14 protein-coding genes are annotated in these 18,470 nt (G+C 71.7%); 5 read left to right on the plus strand and 9 right to left on the minus strand.

Going from position 1 to position 18,470, the window contains the following annotated elements; all coding sequences use genetic code 11:
* The first annotated feature begins 95 nt into the window (after positions 1-95).
* Positions 96-362: a DUF6343 family protein gene (locus ACIBAF_RS00100; protein ID WP_399460816.1), complete on the plus strand. Its 267-nt coding sequence runs from the start codon at positions 96-98 to the stop codon at positions 360-362.
* Between the two features lie 60 nt (positions 363-422).
* On the opposite strand, the gene ACIBAF_RS00105 is transcribed toward ACIBAF_RS00100, so the two are convergent.
* The 4 genes from ACIBAF_RS00105 to rpsA all read right to left on the minus strand — a co-directional run bounded on the left by ACIBAF_RS00105 (position 423) and on the right by rpsA (position 4,172).
* Positions 423-803 (minus strand): M48 family metallopeptidase, encoded by a 381-nt coding sequence (locus ACIBAF_RS00105; RefSeq protein WP_079663016.1) that lies wholly within the window; start codon positions 801-803, stop codon positions 423-425.
* A gap of 50 nt (positions 804-853) precedes the next feature.
* Entirely contained in the window at positions 854-1,474 is a 621-nt protein-coding gene (coaE, locus tag ACIBAF_RS00110) for a dephospho-CoA kinase (RefSeq protein WP_399460817.1), read from the minus strand.
* A 66-nt stretch (positions 1,475-1,540) separates the two neighbouring features.
* Complete coding sequence (locus tag ACIBAF_RS00115; RefSeq protein ID WP_399460818.1) at positions 1,541-2,479, minus strand: PAC2 family protein; 939 nt, start codon at positions 2,477-2,479, stop codon at positions 1,541-1,543.
* A 193-nt stretch (positions 2,480-2,672) separates the two neighbouring features.
* Positions 2,673-4,172: a 30S ribosomal protein S1 gene (gene rpsA / locus ACIBAF_RS00120; protein WP_399460819.1), complete on the minus strand. Its 1,500-nt coding sequence runs from the start codon at positions 4,170-4,172 to the stop codon at positions 2,673-2,675.
* A gap of 376 nt (positions 4,173-4,548) precedes the next feature.
* On the opposite strand from rpsA, the gene ACIBAF_RS00125 reads away from it, so the two are divergent.
* Together ACIBAF_RS00125 and hrpB are read left to right on the plus strand one after the other, a co-directional pair.
* Positions 4,549-5,373: a class I SAM-dependent methyltransferase gene (locus ACIBAF_RS00125; protein ID WP_399461316.1), complete on the plus strand. Its 825-nt coding sequence runs from the start codon at positions 4,549-4,551 to the stop codon at positions 5,371-5,373.
* Positions 5,374-5,494: 121 nt separating this feature from the next.
* Positions 5,495-8,026 carry an ATP-dependent helicase HrpB gene (gene hrpB / locus ACIBAF_RS00130; protein WP_399461317.1) on the plus strand — a complete coding sequence of 844 codons (2,532 nt, stop codon included), beginning with the start codon at positions 5,495-5,497 and terminating at the stop codon, positions 8,024-8,026.
* On the opposite strand, the gene ACIBAF_RS00135 is transcribed toward hrpB, so the two are convergent.
* From ACIBAF_RS00135 to ACIBAF_RS00145, 3 genes are all read right to left on the minus strand, one after another.
* Positions 8,016-9,008, minus strand: a complete 993-nt coding sequence (locus ACIBAF_RS00135; protein WP_399460820.1) for a DUF3068 domain-containing protein — start codon at positions 9,006-9,008, stop codon at positions 8,016-8,018. The two genes, hrpB and ACIBAF_RS00135, sit on opposite strands and share 11 nt — an antisense overlap.
* A gap of 21 nt (positions 9,009-9,029) precedes the next feature.
* Positions 9,030-9,164 (minus strand): SPW_0924 family protein, encoded by a 135-nt coding sequence (locus ACIBAF_RS00140; protein ID WP_399460821.1) that lies wholly within the window; start codon positions 9,162-9,164, stop codon positions 9,030-9,032.
* A 142-nt stretch (positions 9,165-9,306) separates the two neighbouring features.
* On the minus strand, positions 9,307-11,037 hold the full coding sequence (locus tag ACIBAF_RS00145) for a lytic transglycosylase domain-containing protein (protein ID WP_399460822.1): 1,731 nt from the start codon (positions 11,035-11,037) through the stop codon (positions 9,307-9,309).
* A gap of 356 nt (positions 11,038-11,393) precedes the next feature.
* Here ACIBAF_RS00145 and ACIBAF_RS00150 point away from each other — a divergent pair, with 356 nt between their 5' ends.
* Positions 11,394-12,275, plus strand: a complete 882-nt coding sequence (locus ACIBAF_RS00150; RefSeq protein ID WP_399460823.1) for a DUF4184 family protein — start codon at positions 11,394-11,396, stop codon at positions 12,273-12,275.
* On the opposite strand, the gene ACIBAF_RS00155 is transcribed toward ACIBAF_RS00150, so the two are convergent.
* Together ACIBAF_RS00155 and polA are read right to left on the minus strand one after the other, a co-directional pair.
* Entirely contained in the window at positions 12,241-12,636 is a 396-nt protein-coding gene (locus tag ACIBAF_RS00155) for a hypothetical protein (RefSeq protein ID WP_399460824.1), read from the minus strand. The two genes, ACIBAF_RS00150 and ACIBAF_RS00155, sit on opposite strands and share 35 nt — an antisense overlap.
* 631 nt (positions 12,637-13,267) lie before the next feature.
* Positions 13,268-15,994, minus strand: a complete 2,727-nt coding sequence (polA, locus tag ACIBAF_RS00160; protein ID WP_399460825.1) for a DNA polymerase I — start codon at positions 15,992-15,994, stop codon at positions 13,268-13,270.
* A gap of 150 nt (positions 15,995-16,144) precedes the next feature.
* On the opposite strand from polA, the gene ACIBAF_RS00165 reads away from it, so the two are divergent.
* Positions 16,145-18,439 carry an FdhF/YdeP family oxidoreductase gene (locus tag ACIBAF_RS00165; protein ID WP_399460826.1) on the plus strand — a complete coding sequence of 765 codons (2,295 nt, stop codon included), beginning with the start codon at positions 16,145-16,147 and terminating at the stop codon, positions 18,437-18,439.
* Positions 18,440-18,470 lie beyond the last annotated feature (31 nt).

Genomic DNA, 18,470 nt, shown 5'->3' on the forward strand with positions numbered 1-18,470 from the left:
GTCCGGCTCTTCCCGAAGGCCTCTCGTCGGCTTCGGGCCTCCTGTGGAGAACGTCGGTGCCGAAGAGTACGTTGCAGGGAGGAGTGGTGATCGGGATGCGTACGGGCAGTGAGCCGGCGACGGCGCGCAGTGCACTGAGGATGCGGCTGTGGCTGTCTCTGTGGGGGCTGGCCTGGACGATCTTCGGGACGGCCGCGTTCACTCTGGCGGGGCGTCCGGGGTGGGCGGCGGCGTGCGGGGTGCTGTGGCTGGTGATCACCGTCGATCTGACGATGATCGTCAGGCATATCCGGCAGGGCCCGCATTATCAGCCGGGGCGGGACATCCCGCCGTACCGGCCGCCCGAGCACCGTCACCCCTGACGAGTCCACCCTGACGAGCTCAGCCCCTGACGAGTGCCCGTCGTTCCGTCGGGGTCGTCCTCAGGTCTCGAACCGGGCTGCTTTGAGGTACTGCGGGTTGGGGTCGAGTGCTGCGGCCAGCCGGAAGTGGCGCTTGGCCTGGTCGCCGCGGCCCTGCCGCTCGTAGGTGCGGGCGAGCGCGAAGTGTGCGAACGCGTTGTCCGGCTCGCGCTCCAGGACGACGGTGAACTCCAGCTCGGCGGGGCGTAGTTGTGCGGCGGCGAAGAAGGCGCGCGCGCGTAGCAGCCGGGCGGCGGTGTTCTCGGGGTGCGCGGCGATGACTTGGTCGAGCAGCTTCACCGCGCCCCGCGGGTCCCGTGCGGCGAGGAGTTGCTCCGCGGCACGGAAGTCGATGACGTGTGTCTCCGGAGTACGTCCGGTCGAACCTGCGGTATCGGGCACGGAAAAATCCTTCCCTTGCTCGGAGGGTTCAACGCGCGGAGCGCGGACCGCTATTCCGGGGCGTTCTCGCGTGGCGTGTGCGCTCTGCGCAGGAGGTCGGCCCATACGTCCTGCACGCGCCGTCGCAGCTCCGGGAGCGGTACGTCGTTGTCGATCACGATGTCGGCGATCTCCCGGCGTTTCTCGCGGGTCGCCTGGGCGGCCATGCGTGCGCGTGCGTCGTCCTCGGTCATGCCGCGCAGTCGGACGAGCCGGTCGAGTTGGGTGTCGGGGTCGGCGTCGACGACGACCACGACGTCGTACAGGGGGGCGAGGCTGTTCTCGGTGAGGAGGGGGACGTCGTGGACGACGACGGCGTCTTCGGGTGCGGTCGTCTCCAGTTCGCGGGAGCGGGCGCCGACGAGGGGGTGCACGATCGAGTTGAGGCGCGCGAGTTTTTCGGGGTCGGCGAAGACGATCGAGCCGAGCCGGGGGCGGTCGAGGCTGCCGTCCGGGGCGAGGATGTCCGTGCCGAAGGCGTCGACGATCGCCGCGAGGCCGGGGGTGTGGGGCGCGACCACTTCGCGTGCGATGCGGTCCGCGTCGATGAGTACGGCCCCGCATTCGACGAGCAGCCGGGACACCTCGCTCTTGCCGGCTCCGATCCCGCCGGTCAGGCCCACCTTCAGCATGAGCGGAAGCTTAGGGCCTGCCGGTGACATTGCACCCGGCAGGCCCCTTGTGCGCTGTGGGGGTGGTCAGCCCTCGCCTTCGCGTTCTGCGAGGAACCGTTCGAATTCGAGGCCGATCTCGTCGGCGGAGGGGATGTCGACGGGTTCGGCGAGCATGTTGCCGCGGGTTTCGGCGCCGGCGGCGGCGTCGTACTGGTGTTCAAGGCCTTGGACGAGGGAGGTGAGCTCGTCGTCGCCCTCCTGGATCTGGCGCTCGATCTCGGTCTGCGTGCGGTGGGCGTCCGTGCGCAGGGCGTGGGCGATGCCCGGCAGGACGAGGCCGGTCGCCGCCGTGATGGCCTCCAGGACGGTCAGGGCCGCGTCCGGGTAGGTCGAGCGGGCGATGTAGTGGGGGACGTGCGCGGCGACGCCCAGGATGTCGTGGCCGGCCTCCATGAGGCGGTACTCGACGAGGGCTTCGGCGCTGCCGGGGACCTGTGCTTCGTCGAAGGGGCTGCGGTGGCCCGGCATGAGGTCCGTGCGGTTGCCGTGGGGGGTGAGGCCCACGGGGCGGGTGTGGGGGACGCCCATGGGGATGCCGTGGAAGTTCACCGACAGGCGGACGCCGAGGCGTTCCACGATCTGTTTGACGGCGACGGCGAAGCGTTCCCACTCCACGTCCGGTTCGGGGCCGGACAGCAGCAGGAAGGGTGCTCCGGTGGTGTCCTGCACGAGTCGCACTTCGATGGCCGGCTCTTCGTATTCGGTCCACCGGTCGCGTTTGAAGGTCAGCAGCGGGCGGCGGGCGCGGTAGTCCACGAGCCGGTCGTGGTCGAAGCGGGCGACGAGTTGGTGGGGCAGCGAGTCGAGCAGCCGGTCGACGATCTGGTCGCCGGTCTCGCCCGCGTCGATGTATCCGTCGAAGTGGTAGAGCATGACAAGTCCGGCCGACTCCTGTGCGAGTGCCATGTCGACGACTGCCAGGCCTTTCGGCTCCCATGCGTACAAACCCTGCGGATCAAGCACTGGACCGCTCCTCCTCGTGTTCGTACTGCACAACGCCCGCGCGGGCGTGGGCATTCCCGCCGGAGGTCCTTGATCAGTCGGCTCTTGTGCTGTGCTCCAGGGCCACGCTGAGGGCCCGCACCTCGAAAGGTGCGGGCCCTCAGTCAGGATGAGCTATGAGCTGCTGCCAGGCAGAGCTACTGCTCGGTGGGCGTCAGCTCTGCCCACCGGCCAGCTTCTCCCGCAGCGCGGCGAGCGCCTCGTCCGAGGCCAGCGCGCCGGAGGTGTCGGCGCCCTCGGAGGAGTAGGAGCCGCCGCCGGCCGCGGCCGGAGCCGCACCCGCGGTGTCGCCGCCCTCGGCAGCGGCCTTCTCGTCCGCCTCGCGGGACTTGATGACCTGCGCCTGGTGCTGCTCGAAGCGCTGCTGCGCCTCGGCGTACTGGTGCTCCCACGCCTCGCGCTGGGTCTCGTAGCCCTCGAGCCAGTCGTTGGTCTCGGGGTCGAAGCCCTCGGGGTAGATGTAGTTGCCCTGGTCGTCGTAGGACGCGGCCATGCCGTACAGGGTCGGGTCGAACTCGACCGAGGCCGGGTCGGCGCCGAAGGACTCGTTGGCCTGCTTCAGCGAGAGGCTGATGCGACGGCGCTCGAGGTCGATGTCGATGACCTTGACGAAGATCTCGTCGTTGACCTGGACGACCTGCTCCGGGATCTCCACGTGGCGCTCGGCCAGCTCGGAGATGTGGACCAGACCCTCGATGCCCTCGTCCACGCGGACGAACGCACCGAACGGAACCAGCTTGGTGACCTTACCCGGGACGACCTGACCGATCTGGTGGGTCCGGGCGAACTGCTGCCACGGGTCTTCCTGGGTCGCCTTCAGCGACAGGGAGACGCGCTCGCGGTCCATGTCGACGTCGAGGACCTCGACCGTGACCTCCTGGCCGACCTCGACGACCTCGGAGGGGTGGTCGATGTGCTTCCAGGACAGCTCGGAGACGTGGACCAGACCGTCGACGCCACCCAGGTCCACGAAGGCACCGAAGTTGACGATCGAGGAGACCACACCGGAGCGGACCTGACCCTTCTGGAGGGTCGTGAGGAACGTCTGGCGGACCTCGGACTGGGTCTGCTCCAGCCAGGCGCGGCGGGACAGGACCACGTTGTTGCGGTTCTTGTCCAGCTCGATGATCTTCGCCTCGAGCTCCTTGCCCACGTAGGGCTGGAGGTCGCGGACGCGGCGCATCTCGACGAGGGAGGCCGGAAGGAAGCCACGGAGGCCGATGTCGAGGATGAGACCACCCTTGACGACCTCGATGACGGTACCGGTGACGATGCCGTCCTCTTCCTTGATCTTCTCGATCGTGCCCCAGGCACGCTCGTACTGAGCGCGCTTCTTGGACAGGATGAGGCGGCCTTCCTTGTCCTCCTTCTGGAGGACGAGGGCCTCGATCTCATCGCCCACGGCGACGACCTCGTTGGGGTCGACGTCGTGCTTGATGGAGAGCTCACGGCTCGGGATAACGCCTTCGGTCTTGTAACCGATGTCGAGCAGGACCTCGTCCCGGTCGACCTTCACGATGACGCCGTCGACGATGTCGCCGTCGTTGAAGTACTTGATCGTTTCGTCGATCGCGGCGAGGAAGGCTTCCTCGTTACCGATGTCGTTGACCGCAACCTGCGGGGTGGTGGCGGTGGTCTCGGTGCTGCTCGTCATGTGGGAAAGGGCTCCGGTTACGGACAGAAAGTCGTAGGTACTGCTACGCCGGGAGCCCGTGATCGCTCTGAAGAAGCCGGACAGCTTAGGAAGCGCCCCACCAGGAAACTGGTGATGGCACCTCGAGAACCGAGGGGACATACAACAGATGCGAGCGCAGCCTGCTACGTCTGAGGTGCGCAGGCCCGCAGCGCAACTTGTAGCATACGGGGGCAGCCGGGCAGGGTCAATGCGCGAAGCCGCACACCCGGGGCGGATCGCCGCATAACCGGCACACAACCTTTCTCCCGAGGCCACGCAGGCCGCAGGAAGTCCCTTCGGTGACACACGTGGCACCGTCGGGCGGGTTGCACGGAAGAGTACGACGAGGGAGCCGATCATCCAAGAGCCCGCATCGTCCGAGACGGCCTTCGAGCCGGAAGCCACCCGACGTGATGCCGACGTCGCCGAGAGTTCCCGGGCCAACCGGGGCTGGTGGGACCGCAACGCGGACGAATACCAGATCGAGCACGGCACCTTCCTCGGCGACGACCGCTTCGTGTGGGGTCCCGAGGGCCTGGACGAGGTGGAGGCGGAGCTGCTCGGCCCGCCGGAGGAGCTGAAGGGGAAGGCCGTCCTGGAGATCGGCGCCGGCGCCGCCCAGTGCGCGCGCTGGCTGGCCGCGCAGGGTGCGCATCCGGTGGCCCTGGACCTCTCCCACCGCCAGCTTCAGCACGCGTTGCGCATCGGTGGCGCGTTTCCGCTGGTGTGCGCCGACGCGGGCGCGCTGCCCTTCGCGGACGGCTCCTTCGATCTGGCCTGCTCGGCTTACGGGGCGCTGCCCTTCGTGGCCGATCCGGTGCTGGTTCTGAGGGAGGTGCGGCGGGTGCTGCGTCCGGGCGGCCGTTTCGTGTTCTCGGTGACCCATCCGATCCGCTGGGCGTTCCCGGACGAGCCGGGTCCCGAGGGCCTGTCGGTGTCGTCCTCGTACTTCGACCGCACTCCGTACGTCGAGCAGGACGAGGAGGGCCGGGCGGTGTACGTGGAGCACCATCGGACGCTCGGCGACCGTGTCCGTGACGTCGTGGCGGGGGGTTTCCGGCTGATGGACCTGGTCGAGCCGGAGTGGCCGGCCTGGAACTCGTCGGAGTGGGGCGGCTGGTCCCCGCTGCGCGGGAACCTGATCCCGGGGACGGCCGTCTTCGTCTGCGAGCGGGACTAGGACCTGTCCCAGGGCGGCCGACCTGTCCGAGGGCGGCCGTCCTGGGCGGCGTTCACGTGGCGTTCTCTTACGCACGCGCGCGTGTGAGGTGTTTTCGGCGGCGTACGACACTAGGGGCGTGATCTCCCGTGACGACGCTCTCGACGCGCTGCCCGTGCGGGCGGCGCTGCCCGCTCTGAACGACGCTCTGGACGGGCACGGCGCCGCGGTGCTGGCCGCGCCGCCCGGTACCGGCAAGACGACGCTGGTGCCGCTCGCGCTGGCCGGGCTGCTGGGTGCGGGTCCTGTGCGGCGGGTGGTGGTGGCCGAGCCGCGGCGGATCGCGGCGCGGGCGGCGGCCCGGCGGATGGCGTGGCTGCTGGGCGAGAAGGTCGGGGAGAGCGTCGGGTACACCGTGCGCGGGGAGCGGGTCGTGGGGCCACGCGCGCGCGTGGAGGTCGTCACGACCGGTGTGCTGTTGCAGCGTCTGCAGCGCGACCAGGAGTTGACGGGCGTCGACGTGGTGGTGCTGGACGAGTGTCATGAGCGGCATCTCGACGCGGACACGTCGGCCGCCTTCCTGTGGGACGTGCGTGAGACGCTGCGGCCCGAGCTGCGGCTGGTGGCGGCGTCGGCGACGACGGACACGGCCGGGTGGGCGCGGCTGCTGGGCGGGGCGCCGGTGGTGGAGGCCCACGGGACGTCGTACGACGTGGAGGTGGTCTGGGCGCCGCCGGCCCGTGCGGTTCGGCCGCCGCACGGGATGCGGGTGGATCCGGCGCTGCTGGCTCATGTGGCGTCGGTGGTGCGGCGGGCGCTGGCCGAGCGGTCGGGGGACGTGCTGTGTTTCCTGCCGGGTGTCGGGGAGATCGTGCGGGTGGCGGGGCAGCTCGGGGAGCTGGGCGGAGTGGAGGTGCTCCAGGTGCACGGGCGGGCGCCTACGGCTGTGCAGGACGCGGTGCTGGCGCCGGCGCCGGGGCGCAGGGTGGTGCTGGCGACGTCGGTGGCGGAGTCGTCGCTGACGGTTCCCGGGGTGCGGGTGGTCGTCGACTCGGGGCTGGCGCGGGAGCCGCGGGTGGATCATGCGCGTGGGTTGAGCGCGCTGACGACCGTGCGGGCGTCGCAGGCGGCGGGGCGGCAGCGGGCGGGGCGGGCCGGGCGGGAGGCGCCGGGTGCGGTGTACCGGTGTTGGGCGGAGGCGGAGGACGCCCGCCTGTCGCCGTTCCCGGCTCCGGAGATCAAGGTGGCCGACCTGGCCGCGTTCGCCCTTCAGGCGGCGTGCTGGGGCGATCCGGACGCGTCGGGGCTGGCGTTGCTGGATCCGCCGCCGGGCGGGGCGATGGCGGCGGCGAGGTCGCTGCTGACGGCGATCGGGGCGGTGGACTTCGCCGGTCGGGCCACGGGGCGGGGAGCGCGGTTGGCGCGGCTGGGGCTGCACCCCCGGCTGGGGCGGGCCTTGCTGGACGGGGCCGCGTCGGTGGGTGTCGAGCGGGCTGTCGAGGTGGTCGCCTTGTTGAGCGAGGACGCTCCTCGGGAGTACGGGGATGATCTGGCGGCTGCTCTGCGGGCCGCGCGGCGTGGGGGTGACGCCTACTCGGGGCGGTGGCGGGCCGAGGTGCGGCGGCTGCGGTCCGTCGTCGCGGGCGTTTGCGGGCCGCCTGCCGGGGTTTCTCGGCCGCCCGGCGGTGGCCCTCGTCCGGTGGACGGGAACGTCGAGGGCCTTGTCGTCGCTCTCGCCTTCCCCGAGCGGGTCGCCAAGCTCGACGGTGGTTCCTACCTGATGGCGTCCGGGACGCGGGCCGAGGTTCGTGAGGGGACCGGGCTGCGGGGTGCGGCCTGGCTCGCTGTCGCCGTCGCCGACCGGCCCGTGGGGAAGGGGCACGCGCGTGTGCAGCTCGCGGCGGCGGTGGACGAGGAGGTCGCCCGGCTGGCTGCCGGGGTGCTGCTCGACGAGCGCGACGAGGTGCACTGGGCCGACGGGGACGTCGTGGCGCGGCGGGTGGAGCGGCTGGGGGCGGTGGAGCTGGCGGTGCGGCCGTTGCGGGACGCAGGCGCGGGGCTGGTCCGCGGTGCGCTGCTCGAGGGGCTGGAGCGGGACGGGCTGGGGTTGCTGCGGTGGTCGCCCGACGCGCAGGCGCTGCGGCAGCGGTTGGCGTTTTTGCGGTTGCGGCTCGGGGAGCCGTGGCCCGACGTCTCGGACGCGTCGTTGTACGCGCGCGTGGACGAATGGCTGGAGCCCGAGCTGGGGCGGGCCCGGCGGCGGAGCGATCTGGGGCGGATCGACGCCGGCGCGGCGCTGGGGCGGCTGTTGCCCTGGGCCTCCGGCGAGGCGGGCCGGCTGGACGAGCTGGCGCCGGAGCGGATCACCGTGCCCAGTGGGTCCAGGATCCGGATCGACTACGCCGACCCGGAGCGGCCTGTGCTCGCGGTGAAGCTCCAGGAGATGTTCGGGCTTCAGGAGTCGCCGCGGGTGGCGGGGGTGCCGTTGGTCGTGCATCTGCTCTCTCCGGCGGGGCGGCCGGCGGCCGTCACCGCCGACCTCGCCTCGTTCTGGAGGGACGGCTACCAGGGGGTGCGGGCGGAGTTGCGCGGCCGGTATCCGAAGCATCCGTGGCCGGAGGATCCGGCCGGGGCCGAGCCGACCCGGTTCACCAACGCGCGGCTCAGGCGGTGACCGATGCCGGCTGGGCGGGTTCGGCGGGGGCGGGCCGGGCCGGGCGGCGGGAGCGGGCCTCCAGGTAGAGGGAGAGGGACAGCAGCAGGATGCCCAGCAGGAGGAAGCTCCAGGGCAGATAGGACGTCAGCAGCAGGACCAGGGTGCGGTTGGACTTGACGACGGAGAGCGTGTGGTCGGCGAAGTCGTCGCGCATCTTCACGTGTCCGGCGAACGCCGTGACTTTCGCGCGGCCGCCGAGGAGGGAGCCGCCGCGGAGTTCCTCCTGGTGGTTCTCCTCGGCGTAGACGGGTGCTCCGGTGACCGGTTCGACCCAGAACTTGCGGACGGTGGTGTACCAGCGGGTGGTGCCGGTCTTTGCGACGGTCTCGGGGGTGATGCCGGCGACGGGCATCGTCTTGGGCAGGGCGACCTTGGTCCAGGGGACGGTCTGTTCGAAGTAGTAGACCTTCAGGCCGCGGAAGGTCTGGGTGCCCTTGTAGTGGATGGGGGCGCTGGTGCGGGTCTGCGCGTCGAAGTACTCGTAGTCGCGTTTCTGTGTCAGGAAGGGCCATTTGAACTCGATGCCCTGGCGGCGGACGGGGTCGCCGTCGACGCTTTCGCCGGTGGCGTGCACGGGTTCCTGGGTGTGGGCGTCGAAGATGTAGCGCTCGGGGACCTTGGAGACCATCTTGCCGTCGGGGCCCTGGACGTAGGAGAGGCCGTCCCAGACGACGACGTCGCGGCCGGCGGTCTTCTCGATCTTCTCGGAGGCCTCCACGTCGCCCTTGAGGGTCTGCACGATGGTGACCTTGGGGACGGTGCGGGCGGTCATGGTGCCGTAGTCGAGGAGGGTGGCGTTCTTCGCCTCCACGACCATGGTCTGGTATTCGTTCGCGGGGATCTTGGCCAGGCGCGGGAAGGCGTACCAGCGCAGCAGCGGGGACAGTGCCGCGCAGAACACGGCGAGGGCGAGCAGGATCAGGCTGGCCTTGCGGCGCATCTCGGCCTCCCTCCGGGGCGGTTACGGGTGTGTGGGCACCGTCGTCAGCAGGGGTTTCGGGGAGGTCTTGCCGGTCGGTGTGCCCAGTGCGGTGAGCGTGAGGACCAGGGCGAGCGCGACGGCGAGGCCGGTCGCGGCGGCGATCAGGGCACGCATACGGGCCTCCCGGAGCTGACAGGTCGTCAGGTGCGGCACCGTAGCAACGGGCGGGCGAGAAGAGAACACGTCGCACACGACGACGGCGCCCCTTCGGGAGGAGGGGCGCCGTCGTCGCGCGAAAGGTGCTGCGGAGGGGGTGTTACGCGGTGGGCGTCGTGGACTCCGACTCGCTGGGCGTGGGGCTCGGGGTCGAGGTCGTGGACGGCGCGGCCGTGACGGTCAGTTCGACCGTGAGGGTCGCTCCGCCGGTGGTGGTGATGCGCAGCAGGTAGGTGCCGGCGTTGTCGTCCGCGTACAGCTTGGGCAGTTGCAGCAGGCCGTTTGCGTCCGTCTGCAGGTCCAGGGTGCGCACGGGGTTGCCGGCGGTGTCCTTGAAGTAGGGGCCCGTGTCGTCGGCGGTCGGGTCGGCGGCCGACTTGATCAGGGTGGCGGTGGCGGCGACCTTGTCCGCGACGGCGCCCTTGTAGGTTGCCTTCACCTCGACCTGGTCGGCGAACTCGCCGCCGGCGGTGCAGGTCAGCGCCGTCTGGCTGGTGCGGGCGAGGGCGTCGGCGGCGCGGGCGGTGACGGTGGCCTTGTAGTCGAGGGCGGAGAGGGCGCGGCCGACGACCGTGGCGCGGACGGTGAAGTCGCCGGTCTTCTCGCCCGCCTTGAGCGCGGGGGCGAGGGCGATGCCCTTGCTGTCGGTGGCGATGGTGGCGACGTCCTCGCCGCCGGTGAAGGTGGCGTCGGTGTCGCCGACGATGGTGAAGCGGACCCTGACCTTGGCGACGGCCTTGCCGGCCGCGGTCTCCGCGCGCGTGCTGATGCGGTCGGTGTAGGTGTCGCCCGCCATGGCGGTGAGCGTCGCCGTGCCCGCGTCCTCGATGTGGTCGACCGTGTCGGTCGGCGTGGGCGTCGGCGTCGGGGTGCCGGGCTTGGAGGGCGTGCTGGGCTTGCCCGGGGTCGACGGCTTGCCGGGCTTCGTCGGCGTGCCGGGCGTCGACGGGGTGGCCGGCGAGGCGGGCGTGGTGTTCGGGCCGTCGTCGCTGCGGCCGCTCGGCAGGGTGCCGGTGCCGTTGGGGATCTCGTGCGTGCCCCTGCGGTAGTACTCCAGCCACGACAGGACGGTGTTGAGGTAGTCCGTCGAGTTGTTGTAGCTGAGGATCGCGCTGCGCATCCCGGCCGTGGTGGACATGTCCCAGCCGTAGCGGCACAGGTAGTGGCCGGCGGCGAGCGCGGCGTCGTAGATGTTGTTGGGGTCCTTCTTGCCGTCGCCGTTGCCGTCGCGGCCCGCCCACGCCCAGGTGGAGGGGATGAACTGCATGGGGCCGACGGCGCGGTCGTAGGTGCTGTCGCCGTCGTAGGCGCCGTTGTCGGTGTCGCTGATGTTGGCGAAGCCGACGCCGTTGAGGACCGGGCCGAGGATCGGTGAGACGGTCGTGCCGTCGGCGGTGACGTTGCCGCCGCGGGCCTGGCCCGACTCGACCTTGCCGATGGCGGCGAGGAGCTGCCAGGGCAGGTTGCAGCCCGGCTTGGACTGCGCCAGTTCCGTCTCGGCCTTCTTGTAGGCGTCCAGGACGGTCGCGGGTATGCCGGCCTCGGTGCTGCCGGTGGCGGCCGGCGTGGTCGGCGTGGTCACGGTGGGTGCGGGGTTGGGGCTGTTCAGCGGCGGCAGGTCCGTGTAGTACGGCGAGTTGCCGGTGGCGCTGTCGCCCGTGCCGGCGCCCGTGCCGGGGTCGGCGGACGGGGCGTCGGCGGCGGTCTGTCTGCCGTGCCCGTCGGCCGTGACGTCCGGTGCCTGGGACGCGGCCAGAGCAGCGACCGCCAGTGCGGCCACGGTCGTGTTGACCGCCCCTTTGCGCAGTCTCGTGCCGATATGCGCCGACATGAAGTGAAACCCTCCCGTGGACGCCGAACGCCCGTCTCTCCGTCTGTCCTGCTGTGGCGGCTGCTGCCGTTGTTGTCGCTGACCCCGTTGTCGCTGGTGTCACTGGTGTGACGGTCAACCCGCCCCGGGGGTTGCACTCGTGGGCGGTTTGCCCTGCTCTGTTGCCCTGTTCGACGCGCCTTCCGGGCGCGGCGACCCAGGCGACCCTACGACAACTTCTTTTGCACCGGCACCCGTTCGGGCGTCGTTTTCACCGGGTGGTCATATGCCGTTCGGCCGGGAACCGTGCCCCGCATACTGGACGTCGTCGATCGCGGGGCCGGCCGGCCCGCCAAGGTCCGCCCCCGGGAGCCGCGTTGCCGTTCACCCTGAGTCATGCGGCGGCTGTGCTGCCCGCCGTGCGCGCCGACGGCTCCGGTCGTGGACGGCTGGCGCCGGCGGTCCTCGTGGCGGGTTCCTTCGCTCCCGACATGACCTATTACGCGGCGAGTGTCCTGTCCGGGGCCATGGAGTTCGGTGACGTCACGCACTCCTTCGCCGGTGTGTTCACGGTCGACGTGCTCGTCGCGTGGGCGCTGGTGGGGCTCTGGCTGCTGGTGCGCGAACCGCTGGTGGCGCTGATGCCGCGCGACCGGCAGGGCCGGACGGCCGCCCTGACCCGCTGCGGAGCGCCACGCGCGCGGGTGGGGCCGTCCGTCGTCCTGTGGTGGTACGTCTCGGCGGCGCTCGGCGCGCTGACGCACGTGGTGTGGGACGCGTTCACGCACCTCGACCGCTGGGGCATGCGGCTGCTCCCCGTCCTCGGCGAGACGTTCGCCGGGTCACCGCTGTACTGGTACCTGCAGTACGGGGGTTCGGCCGTGGCCGCGGTCGTGATCGCCGTGTTCCTGACGCACGCGCTGCGCCGGGCGCCCGGCGGCGAGCCGGTCGGGGTCGCGGTGTTGTCGGCGCGGGACCGGTGGTGGGCCGCTGCGGTGATCGGCGGCTGTGCGCTGGGCGCCGCGGTGCGGCGGGCGACGCGGTGGTGGCAGTACTGGGGGCCGCGGGAGGCGAAGCCGTGGGAGCTCATCCCGACGGTGTGCTTCGGGGCGGGCGCGGGGCTGGTGCTCGGGGTGCTGCTGTACGCCCTCGGGGCGCGGCTGTGGCGTCCGGTCGGTCCGGTCGCCCGGGATGTCCTGGCCGGGCGACCGGAGTCGGCGGGGGTCAGCGGGGAGCGGAGCCGTCCGGGCGTTCGGTGAAGGGTGTCGCGGTCGCGACGAAGACGGGGACGACGGCGATACGGCGGGCCGGCCGGGGTCTGCGGAGCCGGCCGAGGGCGCTGCGGGCGAGAGCCAGGCAGCCGCGCACCTCCTCTGCCCACCGGCGCCAGGTGTCGCCGCGGGGCACGAGCCGCAGCACCCTTTCGGGGATGAGGCGGGCGGCGGCTTCGCGGAGGGCCGTGGCGGGCGTCGTGGGGACGCGGGGAGTGGCGGCGCCGGGCGCGAGGGCGGGGCGCGGTCGTGTCCAGGCGGCCGTGCCGGGGACGAGCTGCGCGTCCGCGGTTGCCGTGGCGTGCACGCGTGCGTGGGCCTTGCGGCGGTGAAGCAGGCGTATACCCATGGCGGCATCCTGGCGGGCCGAGGCGGGCAGAGCCCTGTTCTCGGGGGCCACGCGAGTGACGGGCCCTACGACCGACCGGCCGGGCGCTGACCGGAAGGCACACCGACAGCGGGGCCCGGCTCGGGGCAGGCCGGGGCGTCGGCGGGCAGGCGGGGGCGGGCCGAGGCGGGCAGAGGCGTGTTCTCGGGGACCACGCGGGTGACGGGCCCTACGACCGACCGGCCAGGCGCTGACCGGAAGGCATACAGACAGCGGGGCCCGGCTCGGGGCAGGCCCGGGCGGGGGCGGGCAGGCGGGGGCGGGCCGAGGCGGGCAGAGGCGTGTTCTCGGGGACCACGCGGGTGACGGGCCCGACAAGCGACCCGCCGGGCGCTGACCGGAAGGCACACCGACAGCGGGGCCCGGCTCGGGGCAGGCCCGGGCGTCGGCGGGCAGGCGGGGGCGGGCCGGGGCGCGGGCGGGGTGGGCTGTGCGGCTCAGGGCTGACGGGTGGCGGCCGCGTCCACCCGTGCGGTCCCTGCGGCACGGGTGGGCGCGGATTGCGTGGCTCGGGGTCCCGCAGGCTGACGGTCTGGGCCGGGGGGCCATCGCCCTGTCGGCGGTGCCGAACCCCTCGTCCGACCGCCGGAGGCTAGTGCGCCGCCGACTCCCAGTCCGTGCCCGCGCCGACCGAGACGCCCAGGGGGACGTTGAGGTGGACGGCGTCGGCCATCTCGCGGCGGACCAGTTCCTCCGCCGCCGCGCGCTCGCCGGGGGCGATCTCCAGGACGATTTCGTCGTGGACCTGGAGCAGCATGCGGGACTTGAGGTCCGCAGCCTGCAGGGCGGCGTCCACCTTCAGCATGGCGATCTTGACGATGTCGGCCGCCGTGCCCTGGATCGGCGCGTTGAGGGCCATCCGCTCGGCGGCCTCGCGGCGCTGACGGTTGTCGCTGTTGAGGTCGGGCAGGTAGCGGCGGCGGCCGAACAGCGTCGCCGTGTAGCCGGTGGCCCGTGCCTCGTCGACCGCGCGGCGCAGGTAGTCCCGGACGCCGCCGAAGCGCTCGAAGTAGGCGTCCATCAGGGCCCGGGCCTCGCCGGCGTCGATGTTCAGCTGCTGGGACAGGCCGAACGCGGACAGGCCGTAGGCCAGGCCGTAGGACATGGCCTTGATCTTGCGGCGCATCTCCGCGTCGACCGCGCCCGGCTCGACGGCGAACACCTGGGAGGCGGCCGTGGTGTGCAGGTCCTCGCCGGAGGTGAACGCCTCGATGAGGCCCTCGTCCTCGGAGAGGTGGGCCATCACGCGCAGTTCGATCTGGCTGTAGTCGGCCGTCATCAGCGACTCGAAGCCCTCGCCGACGACGAAGCCGCGGCGGATCGCCCGGCCCTCGTCCGTGCGGACGGGAATGTTCTGCAGGTTCGGGTCCGTGGACGACAGGCGGCCGGTCGCGGCGACCGTCTGGTTGAACGTGGTGTGGATGCGGCCGTCGGCGGCGATCGTCTTGATCAGGCCCTCGACGGTGACGCGGAGCTTCGCCTGCTCGCGGTGGCGGAGCATGATGACCGGCAGCTCGTTGTCGGTCTGACCGGCGAGCCAGGCCAGGGCGTCGGCGTCGGTGGTGTAGCCGGTCTTGGTCTTCTTCGTCTTCGGCAGGCCCAGCTCGCCGAAGAGGACCTCCTGGAGCTGCTTGGGCGAGCCCAGGTTGAACTCGTGCCCGGCCGCCGCGTGCGCCTCCTTCACCGCCTGCTGGACGGCGCCCGCGAACATCTGCTCCATGGCCTCCAGGTGGGCGCGGTCGGCGGCGATGCCGTGCCGCTCCATGCGGGCCAGGAGGGCGGAGGTGGGCAGCTCCATGTCGCCCAGCAGGTCGGCCGCGCCGACCTCTTCCAGACGGGAGCGGAAGGCCTCGCCGAGGTCGACGATCGTGCGGGCCTGCACCATGAGGGCCTCGGCCTCGGCGCCGTCGTCCGCGCCGAAGGCGAGCTGGCCGTCGGCCGCGGCGGCCGGGGCCAGTTCACGGCCCAGGTACTCCAGGGACAGCGCGTCCAGGTCGAAGGAGCGGCGGCCCGGCTTGACCAGGTAGGCGGCCAGCGCCGTGTCCATGGAGATGCCGGTGACGGACCAGCCGTGCTCGGCGAAGACGCGCATGGCGCCCTTGGCGTTGTGGAGGACCTTGGGGCGGTCCGCGGCGGCCAGCCAGGCCGCCCACGCGTTCTCGTCCGTCTCGTCTAGCTCCGCCGGGTCGAACCAGGCGGCCGCTCCGCCGGCCGCGGCGAGCGCGACCTCGGCGACCGAGCCGGCGCCCAGCGCCCAGGTGTCGACGGTGGCGACGCCGAGGGTCTCGGCGCCGTGCGCGGAAAGCCAGCCCGCCAGCTCGCCGGTGCCCAGGACGGTGCCGTCCAGCTCGACGCCGCCGGTGACCACCGGGGCCGCCTCGGCCTCCGCGCTGCCCGGGTCGACGGCGAGGAGCCGCTCGCGCAGCGAGGGGTTCCTGATCTCCAGGGTGTCCAGGATCATCGCGACGGCCGTGCGGTCGTACGGGGCGCGCTCCAGGGTGCCGACCGCCTTGGGCAGCTCGACGGTGCGGACCATCTCGGTGAGGCGGCGGTTGAGCTTGACGGCCTCCAGGTGGTCGCGCAGGTTCTGCCCGGCCTTGCCCTTGACCTCCTCGACGCGCTCGACGAGCTCGACGAACGAACCGAACTGGTTGATCCACTTCGCGGCGGTCTTCTCGCCGACGCCGGGGATGCCCGGGAGGTTGTCGGAGGGGTCGCCGCGCAGGGCCGCGAAGTCGGGGTACTGGGCGGGCGTCAACCCGTACTTCTCGACGACCTTCTCCGGCGTGAAGCGGGTCAGCTCGGAGACGCCTTTCGTCGGGTACAGGACTGTGGTGTGCTCGGACACCAGCTGGAAGGAGTCCCGGTCGCCGGTGACGATGAGCACCTCGAAGCCGGCGGCCTCGGCCTGGGTGGCGAGCGTGGCGATGACGTCGTCGGCCTCGAAGCCGTCGATCGCGAAGCGTGAGACGTGCATCGCGTCGAGCAGCTCGCCGATCAGCTCGACCTGCCCCTTGAACTCGTCGGGCGTCTTGGAGCGGTTCGCCTTGTACTCGGTGAACTCCTCGGAGCGCCACGTCTTGCGGGAGACGTCGAAGGCGACCGCGAAGTGCGTGGGCGCTTCGTCACGCAGGGTGTTGGCCAGCATCGACGCGAAGCCGTAGATCGCGTTCGTCGGCTGGCCCGTCGCGGTGGTGAAGTTCTCCGCGGGCAGCGCGAAGAACGCGCGGTAGGCCAGGGAGTGCCCGTCCATGAGCATCAGGCGCGGGCGGCTCTCGCCGGAGGGGGTGTCGGTCTTCTTCGCTGCTGTCTCTGCCACGCCCCCGATCCTGCCACGCCCCACTGACACTCGGCCCCGAGCCGTCCCCGAGGGGGCGTCCCGCACGTGAACGCCGTCACCGCCTCGTGCGAGGATCGTGGAGGTGTACGACACACGTGTGCGGCACAGGTGAGCGAAGGAGAGCGTGCGATGGCAACGAAGCCGCCCAAGGCTGATCCGGTTCAGGACGCGCCGCAGGTCGCCGAGCCGAAGCACGCGGCGGCGGGCCTGCCGGCCGTCGGACACTCCCTGCGCATCGCGCAGCAGCAGATGGGTGTGAAGCGCACCGCGCTGACCTTGCTGCGCGTGAACCAGAAGGACGGCTTCGACTGCCCGGGCTGCGCCTGGCCGGAGCCGGAGCACCGGCACGCCGCGGAGTTCTGCGAGAACGGCGCGAAGGCGGTCGCCGAGGAGGCGACGCTGCGCCGGGTCACCCCCGAGTTCTTCGCCGCGCACCCCGTCGCCGACCTCGCCGGCCGCAGCGGCTACTGGCTGGGCCAGCAGGGGCGGCTCACGCACCCCATGTACCTGCCCGAGGGCGGCGAGCGCTACGAGCCGGTCACCTGGGAGCGCGCCTTCGACATCATCGCCGAGGAGGCGGCCGCGCTCGCCTCTCCCGACGAGGCCGTCTTCTACACCTCGGGCCGCACCAGCAACGAGGCCGCGTTCCTGTACCAGCTCTTCGCACGCGAGCTGGGCACGAACAACCTGCCGGACTGCTCCAACATGTGCCACGAGTCCTCCGGCTCGGCCCTGTCGGAGACCATCGGCATCGGCAAGGGCAGCGTCCTGCTGGAGGACCTCTACAAGGCCGACCTGATCATCGTCGCCGGGCAGAACCCGGGCACGAACCACCCGCGGATGCTGTCCGCGCTGGAGCAGGCCAAGGCGGGCGGGGCGAAGATCATCAGTGTGAACCCGCTGCCCGAGGCGGGTCTGGAGCGGTTCAAGAACCCGCAGACCGCGCAGGGCATGGTCAAGGGCGCCGCGCTCACGGACCTGTTCCTGCAGATCCGCATCGGCGGCGACCAGGCTCTCTTCCGTCTCCTCAACAAGCTCGTCCTGGAGACCGAGGGCGCGCTCGACGAGGCGTTCATCGGCGAACACACGCACGGTTTCGAGGAGTTCGCCGAGGCCGCCCGTGCCGCCGACTGGGACGAGACGCTCACCGCGACCGGTCTCACGCGCGCGCAGATCGAGGAAACGCTGGGCATGGTGCTCGCCTCGAAGCGCACCATCGTCTGCTGGGCGATGGGCCTCACCCAGCACAAGCACTCCGTGCCGACGATCCGAGAGGTCGTCAACTTCCTGCTGCTGCGCGGCAACATCGGCCGGCCGGGCGCGGGCGTGTGCCCGGTGCGCGGTCACTCCAACGTGCAGGGCGACCGCACCATGGGCATCTTCGAGCGGCCCGCGCCGGCCTTCCTGGACGCTTTGGAGAAGGAGTTCGGCTTCGCGCCCCCGCGTGAGCACGGCTTCGACGTCGTCCGCGCGATCCGCGCGCTGCGCGACGGCGAGGCGAAGCTGTTCTTCGCCATGGGCGGCAACTTCGTGTCGGCCTCCCCCGACACCGACGTCACCGAGGCGGCCATGCGGCGCGCCCGCCTCACGGTGCACGTGTCGACGAAGCTGAACCGCTCGCACGTCGTCACGGGCGCGCGTGCCCTGATCCTGCCGACCCTGGGCCGGACCGAGCGCGATGTGCAGGTCGGCCCGAACGGGAAGGGCACGGAGCAGTTCGTGACCGTCGAGGACTCCATGGGCATGGTGCACGCCTCGCGTGGGCGTCTGGCCCCGGCGAGCGCCCATCTGCTGTCGGAGCCGGCCATCGTGTGCCGCCTGGCCCGGCGGGTGCTGGGCGAGGACAGCAAGGTGCCGTGGGAGGAGTTCGAGATGGACTACGGGGCGATCCGTGACCGCATCGCGCGCGTGATCCCCGGCTTCGAGGACTTCAACGCGCGCGTGGCCCACCCGGGCGGCTTCACCCTCCCGCACGCCCCGCGCGACGAGCGTCGCTTCCCGACCGCCACCGGGAAGGCCAACTTCACCGCCGCGCCGGTCGAGTACCCGAAGCTGCCCGAGGGCCGTCTGCTGCTGCAGACGCTGCGCTCGCACGACCAGTACAACACCACGATCTACGGTCTGGACGACCGTTACCGGGGCATCAAGAGCGGCCGCCGGGTCGTCCTGGTCAACGCCGAGGACGCGCGCGCGTTCGGGCTCGCCGAGGGGTCGTACGTGGACCTGGTGAGCGAGTGGAAGGACGGTGTGGAGCGGCGGGCCCCCGGTTTCCGCGTCGTGTTCTATCCGACGACCCGGGGGTGTGCGGCCGCCTACTACCCGGAGACCAACGTCCTGGTCCCGCTGGACGCCACCGCGGACACCAGCAACACCCCGGCCAGCAAGTCCGTCGTCGTCCGTCTGGAACAATCATCCACCGACTGAGCGTTTGCTCAGTCGGTGGACTGTGATCGAC

Source organism: Streptomyces sp. NPDC051677 (assembly GCF_044453465.1).
Lineage (GTDB): Bacteria > Actinomycetota > Actinomycetes > Streptomycetales > Streptomycetaceae > Streptomyces.

Coding starts and splice junctions, on each gene's coding strand:
- ACIBAF_RS00100 (WP_399460816.1), top strand. CDS start 96: ATGCGTACGGGCAGTGAGCCGGCGACGGCGCGCAGTGCACTGAGGATG.
- coaE (WP_399460817.1), bottom strand. CDS start 1,474: ATGCTGAAGGTGGGCCTGACCGGCGGGATCGGAGCCGGCAAGAGCGAG.
- rpsA (WP_399460819.1), bottom strand. CDS start 4,172: ATGACGAGCAGCACCGAGACCACCGCCACCACCCCGCAGGTTGCGGTC.
- ACIBAF_RS00135 (WP_399460820.1), bottom strand. CDS start 9,008: ATGCGCCGCAAGGCCAGCCTGATCCTGCTCGCCCTCGCCGTGTTCTGC.
- ACIBAF_RS00140 (WP_399460821.1), bottom strand. CDS start 9,164: ATGCGTGCCCTGATCGCCGCCGCGACCGGCCTCGCCGTCGCGCTCGCC.
- ACIBAF_RS00145 (WP_399460822.1), bottom strand. CDS start 11,037: ATGTCGGCGCATATCGGCACGAGACTGCGCAAAGGGGCGGTCAACACG.
- ACIBAF_RS00155 (WP_399460824.1), bottom strand. CDS start 12,636: ATGGGTATACGCCTGCTTCACCGCCGCAAGGCCCACGCACGCGTGCAC.
- ACIBAF_RS00165 (WP_399460826.1), top strand. CDS start 16,145: ATGGCAACGAAGCCGCCCAAGGCTGATCCGGTTCAGGACGCGCCGCAG.